General features: G+C 36.9%; 7 protein-coding genes. 3 read left to right on the top strand and 4 right to left on the bottom strand.

Annotated features, from left to right (window positions below; translation table 11 throughout):
- Positions 1–176: 176 nt before the first annotated feature.
- Together asnA and ACFFHT_RS07480 are read right to left on the bottom strand one after the other, a co-directional pair.
- A complete protein-coding gene (gene asnA, locus ACFFHT_RS07485; RefSeq protein ID WP_382374950.1) occupies positions 177–1,169 on the bottom strand; it encodes an aspartate--ammonia ligase in 993 nt (330 codons plus the stop codon).
- Between the two features lie 133 nt (positions 1,170–1,302).
- Positions 1,303–1,563 carry a YfhL family 4Fe-4S dicluster ferredoxin gene (locus tag ACFFHT_RS07480; protein ID WP_382374948.1) on the bottom strand — a complete coding sequence of 87 codons (261 nt, stop codon included), beginning with the start codon at positions 1,561–1,563 and terminating at the stop codon, positions 1,303–1,305.
- A gap of 327 nt (positions 1,564–1,890) precedes the next feature.
- Between ACFFHT_RS07480 and pgk the strand changes: the two genes are divergently transcribed.
- The 3 genes from pgk (at position 1,891) to ACFFHT_RS07465 (ending at position 5,463) form a co-directional block, all read left to right on the top strand.
- Entirely contained in the window at positions 1,891–3,054 is a 1,164-nt protein-coding gene (gene pgk, locus ACFFHT_RS07475) for a phosphoglycerate kinase (RefSeq protein ID WP_382374946.1), read from the top strand.
- Between the two features lie 57 nt (positions 3,055–3,111).
- Positions 3,112–4,194: a class II fructose-bisphosphate aldolase gene (gene fbaA, locus ACFFHT_RS07470; protein ID WP_382374944.1), complete on the top strand. Its 1,083-nt coding sequence runs from the start codon at positions 3,112–3,114 to the stop codon at positions 4,192–4,194.
- 69 nt (positions 4,195–4,263) lie between these two features.
- Positions 4,264–5,463, top strand: coding sequence for a sugar efflux transporter (locus tag ACFFHT_RS07465; protein WP_382374942.1), 1,200 nt, complete (start codon positions 4,264–4,266; stop codon positions 5,461–5,463).
- A gap of 38 nt (positions 5,464–5,501) precedes the next feature.
- Here ACFFHT_RS07465 and ACFFHT_RS07460 read toward each other — a convergent pair whose 3' ends face one another.
- Together ACFFHT_RS07460 and ACFFHT_RS07455 are read right to left on the bottom strand one after the other, a co-directional pair.
- Complete coding sequence (locus tag ACFFHT_RS07460; protein WP_382374940.1) at positions 5,502–6,491, bottom strand: amidohydrolase family protein; 990 nt, start codon at positions 6,489–6,491, stop codon at positions 5,502–5,504.
- A gap of 262 nt (positions 6,492–6,753) precedes the next feature.
- A complete protein-coding gene (locus ACFFHT_RS07455) occupies positions 6,754–8,079 on the bottom strand; it encodes a sodium-dependent transporter (protein WP_382374938.1) in 1,326 nt (441 codons plus the stop codon).
- Positions 8,080–8,232: the final 153 nt, after the last annotated feature.

Below are 8,232 nucleotides of genomic sequence, written 5' to 3'. Positions count from 1 at the left end.
TAAATGGACTGAGTCCTGTTCAATACAGAATTCAGTCCTTAAAATAATCGTCCAACTTTTCGGGGTCAGATCATATTCAGAATATATATTAATCTGCTATTCAATAGGCAAGAAAAAAACCGCTTAATCATACAAGATATTAAGCGGTTTTCACGAAAAATAATAACTAAATTAAGTTATAGAATATTGTCAAACTCATCTAACACGTGTTTTGGCCATACACTGGATTGCACTTCACCAATATGTTGTTTATGTAATAAGAACATCACCATACGAGATTGCCCGATTCCACCACCAATGGTTTGTGGCAATTTGCCGTTGATTAAATCTTGGTGCCAAGTAAATTGTAAACGGTCTTCATCACCTGTAATCGCTAATTGACGGCGAAGCGCTTCTTCGTTAACACGAATTCCCATTGAAGACAACTCAAATGCAGTACCAAGTTGTTCATTCCACACCAGAATATCGCCATTTAAGCCTTTGTAGTCGCCTTCTGATACAGTTGTCCAGTCGTCATAATCTGGTGCACGCACATCGTGCGGTTTACCATCTGATAATTTACCGCCAATTCCAATTAAAAAGACCGCACCATATTCTTTACAAATCGCATTTTCACGCTCTTTGTCGGTCATCCCTGGAAAACGTTGTACTAACTCTTCTGAGTGAACAAAGGTAATCTCTTTCGGTAACGTTGCTGGAATATGATAATGTTTTTCCACTAATGCTTCTGTTTCACGAATCGTACGATAAATTGAACGCACGGTATCTTTTAAATAATCTAAAGTACGTAAGCCTTCTGGCATCACACGTTCCCAGTCCCATTGATCGACATACACTGAATGAGTACGATCTAATGAGTCTTCATCTGGACGTAACGCTTTCATATGTACAAATAAACCTTCACCCGGTTTAAAATCAAAACGGCCTAAGGTGTGGCGTTTCCATTTTGCTAAAGAATGTACTACTTCAAAGACTTCGCCTTCAATTTGTTTAACTTTAACTTGTACTGCTTTTTCTTTACCAGAAAGGTTATCTTGAATGCCATTGCCTACTTGGCTAAGGATTGGGCCTTGTACCTCAACCAATCCCAAATGTTCTGCTAATTTTGCAGTAAATGTATTCTTAACAAAGCTAATTTCTTGTTGTTGTAAAATAAATGATTTTTTCATAATAAATTCTCTTCAAAAAAGTAACGGCGCTTATTATTCAATAAAGCCTCTTTTTTTAAAATACTTTTTCGGATTATCAGTATGATTGTTAGATTTTATCTAAAAATAAACAACATTTTTAGATTTTTTCTAATTAGAGCTGTTCAGCATGATGAATCAGAACAAATTTTTCCCATAATTCATCTTGCGTTTCATTATGTTGAGGATCTTTGGTAATGCAATTCGTGATTGGGCAAACTTTTTGGCAAGTTGGCGTTTCATAATGCCCCACACATTCTGTGCATAATGCAGGATCGATCACATAGATCTCCTCCCCCATTGAAATGGCCTGATTAGGGCATTCTGGTTCGCACATATCACAGTTGGTACATTTATCAGTAATCAATAACGCCATAATTTCATCATAAATCGCTAAACAAAAGAGCGCTTATTTTACATACTTCATCACATTTTTCTAATTGCTTTTTTTGCTAATTTATTTTATCTATTAAAATAAATCAGAAACTACTCAAAATAATTTTGATCTAGACCACACATTTATTGAAATGAGCTGTTATAATGAGAGCGTTTTTTGAATCTAAACACATTCCTACCTTTATAGTGAATTAAATTCAGAACAATACAACGCAACAAGCTAAACATAGTGTTCATTCTGATATAAAGTGTGTAACGCTGTAGTGGTTTGACTTGAATTTACTATAACTTTTGAAGAGGGCTTAAAATGTCAGTAATTAAAATGACCGATCTTGATCTTGCAGGTAAACGTGTTCTTATTCGCGCAGACCTTAATGTTCCTGTTAAAGATGGCAAAATCACCTCCGATGCACGTATCAAAGCATCTCTCCCAACAATTCAATTAGCATTACAACAAGGTGCAAAAGTGATGGTAACTTCTCACTTTGGTCGTCCTACTGAAGGTGAATACAACGAAGAGTTTTCATTACAACCTGTTGTTGACTATCTAAATAACCTTCTTGATGTACCAGTGCGTTTAGCAAAAGATTACCTTGATGGTGTTGAAGTTGCTCCAAATGAATTAGTGGTATTAGAAAACGTGCGTTTCAACAAAGGTGAAAAGAAAGACGCTGATGATTTAGCACAAAAATATGCAGCACTTTGTGATGTATTTGTTATGGATGCTTTCGGTACTGCACATCGTGCGCAAGCCTCAACTCATGGTGTAGCGAAATTTGCTACTGTTGCTTGTGCTGGTCCGTTACTCTCTAATGAATTAGAAGCATTAGGTAAAGCATTAAAGAACCCACAACGTCCAATGGTTGCAGTAGTTGGTGGTTCAAAAGTTTCTACTAAATTAACCGTATTAGATTCTCTTGCAAAAATCGCTGATAAACTTGTTGTTGGTGGTGGTATTTCTAATACTTTCGTTGCTGCACAAGGTAACAATGTTGGTCTTTCTCTTTATGAAAAAGATTTAATCCCTGAAGCACAACGTTTAATGGCAACTTGCGATATTCCTGTTGCAACTGATGTTCGTGTTGGTAAAGAGTTCTCAGAAACTGCAGCAGCAACTGTGAAAAAAGCTACCGAAGTATTAGATGATGAAGAAATTATGGATTTAGGTGATGAATCTGCAGAAGCGATTGCTGAAATCATCCGTGGTGCAAAAACTATTCTTTGGAATGGTCCAGTTGGTGTGTTTGAATTCCCTAACTTCCGTAAAGGTACTGAAATCGTGGCGCGTGCTATTGCAGAAAGTGATGCGTTCTCTATCGCAGGTGGTGGTGATACATTAGCTGCTATCGATCTTTTCGGTATTGCAGATAAAATTTCTTACATCTCAACTGGTGGTGGTGCGTTCCTTGAATTTGTTGAAGGTAAAGTATTACCAGCAGTAGAAATTCTTGAACAAAGAGCGAAAGGTTAATCATTTTTTTATAGAAGGGAGCAATCCCTTCTTCTCCACTTAAAATAGGAAAATACTATGTCTAAAATTTTCGATTTCGTAAAACCAGGCGTGTTAACTGGTGATGAAGTACAAAAAGTTTTCGCTATTGCAAAAGAAAATAATTTTGCGATTCCAGCTGTAAACTGCGTAAACTCAGACTCTGTCAATGCAGTATTAGAAACAGCAGCACGCGTTAAAGCACCTGTTATCATTCAATTCTCAAACGGTGGGGCTTCTTTCTATGCAGGTAAAGGTATTAAATTACCTGAAGGACAACGTGCTGATGTACTTGGTGCAATCGCAGGTGCAAAACACGTTCACGCATTAGCTGAACATTACGGTGTGCCAGTTATTCTACATACTGACCATGCAGCGAAAAAATTACTTCCTTGGATTGATGGCTTACTTGCAGCAGGTGAAAAACACTTTGCAGAAACTGGTAAACCATTATTCTCATCTCATATGCTTGACCTTTCAGAAGAACCATTAGAAGAAAATATCGAAATTTGTAAGCAATATCTTGCACGTATGGACAAAATCGGTATGACCTTAGAAATGGAATTAGGTATTACTGGTGGTGAAGAAGATGGTGTAGATAACTCTGATCGTGACCCAATGGATCTTTACTCAAAACCAGAAGAGATCGATTTAGTTTATACTGAATTATCAAAAATTAGTTCACGTTTCACCATTGCAGCTGCATTCGGTAACGTCCACGGTGTTTATAAACCAGGTAATGTAAAACTTACTCCAGTTATCCTTAAACGTGGTCAAGACTACATCAAAGCAAAACACGGTTTAACAACTGACAAACCAGTATCTTATGTATTCCACGGTGGTTCAGGTTCAACTCACGAAGAAATTCAAGAAGCTGTTTCTTACGGTGTAGTAAAAATGAATATTGATACTGATACCCAATGGGCAACTTGGAATGGTATTTTACAATACTACAAGAAAAACGAAGCCTACTTACAAGGTCAATTAGGTAACCCTGAAGGTCCTGATGCACCAAATAAAAAATATTATGACCCACGCGTTTGGTTACGTAAAGGTGAAGAATCAATGGTGGCTCGTTTAGAAGAAGCATATAAAGACTTAAATTGTAAAGACGTTCTATAATTCTTCTTTCTGTTTATCTGAATGCCCCTGTTTTTCAGGGGCTTTTTCATCATTACTATTTCACCTATTATGCAATTCATTAATACGTCCTCAACGGCAAAAAATACGTCAGTTTCATTAAAAAGAATTACCTTTGCCTTTCTCTTTATGGCGTTCTTAACTGGAATTGGCTCTGCATTTCAATTACCCGTAATGAGTCTATTTTTAGCTAAGGAAGTCCAAGTATCTTCTTTCTTAGTCGGGATCTTTTTTGCAGCCAACGCTTTAGTTGGAATTGTTCTTGGACAGGCGCTAGGTTATTTCTCTGATCGTTTAACTGATCGGCGTTTACTGATTTTACTCTGTTGTCTTTTAGCTGCAGGAGGTTATGTAATTTTTGCATATAGCCGTAATTATTGGGTATTAATCACATTAGCAGTGACACTATTTGGTTTAGGTTCTGCTTCAAATCCACAAATTTTTGCTTTTGCACGTGAATATGCCGACCGTAAACAACGGCAAACCGTGATGTTTATGTCCATTATGCGAGCACAAATTTCCTTAGCTTGGATTATTGGTCCGCCATTAGCGTTTTGGTTAGCTATCAATAAGGGATTTACCTTTCTATTTTTGCTAGGGGCAGCGACATTTTTGCTAAGTGGTGCTTGCGCTCGTTTTTTATTACCGCAACTCAGTGAACAAAAGAAAACGATTAAAACCACTACGCTACCACAAGCACCACAACAAAATAAAAGATCGGTCATTTATCTTTCTTTAACATTAGTGTTTATTTTTAGTTGCAACAGTATGTATTTGATCAATATGCCGCTGTACATTACGACTCAACTCCACTTACCTGAAAATTTAGCGGGATTTTTAATGGGAACAGCTGCTGGATTAGAAATTCCCGTTATGCTACTTGCTGGTTGGTTAAGTAACTATATTGCGAAAAAACAGTTAATGATCTTCGCATTACTCTGTGGCATTTTATTTTACCCGCTATTATTAGTGGTTACTTCAACTTGGGGACTACTCTGTTTACAACTGCTCAATGCGATTTTAATTGGTATTTTGGCCTCAATCGGAATGACTTACTTTCAAGATCTCATGCCAACACAACTCGGTTCAGCAACCACATTATTTACTAATAGTGCGAAAAGTAGTTGGATTTTAGGTGGGCCTATTGCTGGATTAATTGGTGATATTTATAGCTATTATGATACGTTTTATTTTTGTTCGATTTTAACGTTAATTGCGTTGTTTTGTTTATGGAAGGTGAGGAGTGTTTGAGAGGTTTCTGTGAGAAACCTCTTCTAATCCACCAAATCTTAATAAGGATCCAATCCTAATACCTTTCTACCATTCACGCTGGCAATATCGACCATCGCTTCTAAATGTGGGAAACGACAGCCTGCGGATAATAGACTCAACTCTTGCCACATATCTCCCTCACATAATGGCACCATATAATCACAGATATTATCCGTACCAATCGCAACAGTAATTCCCTCGGGGATCATCTCATCTGCTGGGGTAAGTGCATTGTGGAATGGCATTAAATCTTCTTTACGATTACTGTCGATCCACGCCATTGGACAAGCAATCATCATCATTTTAGCTTGTCGCATTTTTTCATAGAGCTGATAACGATATTCTCTTGAATGGGCACCAATCGAAATACCATGAATCGCTACAACACGCCCCTGCATTCCGTGTTCAATCGATTTATCACAAAGCTGTTCTGTTTCTTTTTCGCGTGGTGTATTAAATTGATCGACATGAACGTGTAGCATTTTGCCTAGTGATTTCGCCTTATCCATTAAGATATCCATTGCTTCTAATCCTTTGCCATAATCTAATTCATCTCGATATGGCAATCCACCAATGATATCCACCATTTCTGAACCAAGATCAAACCAATATTTTGCCACTGGATCAATAACACCTTTCAGAGTTTGGTTAGCAAATTTTAAGACAATATCATTCTTATAGACTTCTCGTGCTTTATGCGCAGCAATAATCGCTCGATCTTCACAAATTGGATCAATATCGACAAAAGTACCGAATGCAGTTACCCCTTGTGAAATCATTAACTCAATCGCTTGGCTAAAACGTGCATAATAATCCTCGACAGAAGAATTCCGTTTCACTTCATCTACCAAATCCCATTTTTGCTGCAAATTACTATTGTGATAAATGTGCATTTTTTCAGGTGTCATAGTAAATGCACGATCCGCATGTGCATGAGAATTTACCCAACCACCTTTTTTAATAATTTCATCACGCACATAGGCTTTAAACGTACGAATATGGTTCATCAAGTTTGCTCCAGTTTTGAGTTAATTCACGTAACAACAGACGCTGGAAGGTAAATTGTAGGCAAAAAAAAAATCCTCAATAATGAGGATTTTCAAAATAAATAACAAACAATAATGGGCTAAATTTTACTCCCTGTGAGTAATTTGCTTGTTCCAAACTGTTTGTTGAATAACTTTGCATGTTTTATCTTTCCAGTGTAAGCACTGGAGGGGCAGTATAAAGAGTATTCCTATAAAACTCAACCGTTTTAGCGGAATTATTTTATCCCATTAGCCCTTGTATAAAGATTGCAAAAATAATCAATGGGATCACAATACCTAGCACGAAACGCAATCCCGTCAGCCAAATTGCGTTTTCTCTGCCTAACTGTAATTTGATTTTATCCCAACGCCACCAAGCAACAAACAACGTTAAGAATATTTCTCCTAATGGCATTAAAATATTTTGTGTTAACTTATCTAACGCATCAAAGATGTTATAACTAAAAATTGTATAGTTACTCCAATCTCCCAAAGATAATGATGCTGCGATTCCTAATAAGAAAAATAAAATAAATGAAATCACTCCAGCTTGCACACGATGTAGTTTAAACTCATCAATCAAGAAACTGACTAATACTTCAAGTAACGAAATGGAAGAGGTTAATGCGGCAACAAGTAATAATGCAAAAAATAAACTCGCCAACAAATGCCCAAATGGCATACTTGCAAATACAGCTGGCATAGTGATGAACGTTAGTCCTGGTCCTGCACCAGGTTCAAAACCAAACGCAAATACAGCAGGTAATACCATTAAGCCAGATAAAATACAGGTTAATAGCGTCAATAAAATTACCCATACTGAAGAACTCACTAACTTCGCTTCTGGTCCCACATATGATCCGTAGGTGATCATAATCCCAATACCTAATGATAATGAGAAAAAGGCTAAGCCTAAGGCCTCTAACCAAGTTGTCCCTGTAATTTTACTAAAATCTGGTAAGAGGAAAAATTTAATCCCATCAATCGCACCAGGTAAAGACACCGCTCGAGCAATCAAAATCAACATTAAAATTAATAAAATTGGCATTAAATATTTTGAAATACGCTCAATCCCTTTCTCAACGCCAGAAACGACAGTAAACAAAGTAAGAAAACCAAAAATAAAATGATAAATTAATGGTTGCCACGGATTGGTAATAAAATCAGTAAATAAACTTCCATTGGTTGTTGGATCAGTTGAATTAGCGATACTCCCTGTTAATGATTTTACTAAATACGCCACTGTCCATCCGCCTACCACACTATAAAAAGAGAGAATCAAAAAGGCGACCAATACGCCCATAATGCCGATAATTGCCCACTTGTTATTACCTAATTTTCGGAATGCACCAATCGGCCCCAAATGAGTTGCTCGACCAATCGCCATTTCAGTGGACATCAAGATCAATCCTAATGTTAAACAAATAAACAGATAAATTAATAAAAATGCTCCACCACCTTGAGTTGCAGTGACATAGGGAAATTTCCACACTGCCCCAAGACCAATTGCCGACCCTGCTGAAGCCAAAATAAAGCCCAAGCGAGATCCCCATTGTGAACGCGCCATAAAATAATCCTCAAAATTATAAATTTAAAATTTTAAAAAAATGCTTATCTGACAAATCGTGATATATACTCTTTTTCATTAGCGTTTACTTGCAGCAATGCTTTAAAAACAGTAGAGTTTTGAATTTGCCAAAAAAATTGCGGCACATTATAC

Source organism: Gallibacterium melopsittaci (assembly GCF_042433085.1).
In the GTDB taxonomy this organism is placed as follows: domain Bacteria; phylum Pseudomonadota; class Gammaproteobacteria; order Enterobacterales; family Pasteurellaceae; genus Gallibacterium; species Gallibacterium melopsittaci.
This window is presented reverse-complemented; position numbering and strand designations above follow the sequence as displayed.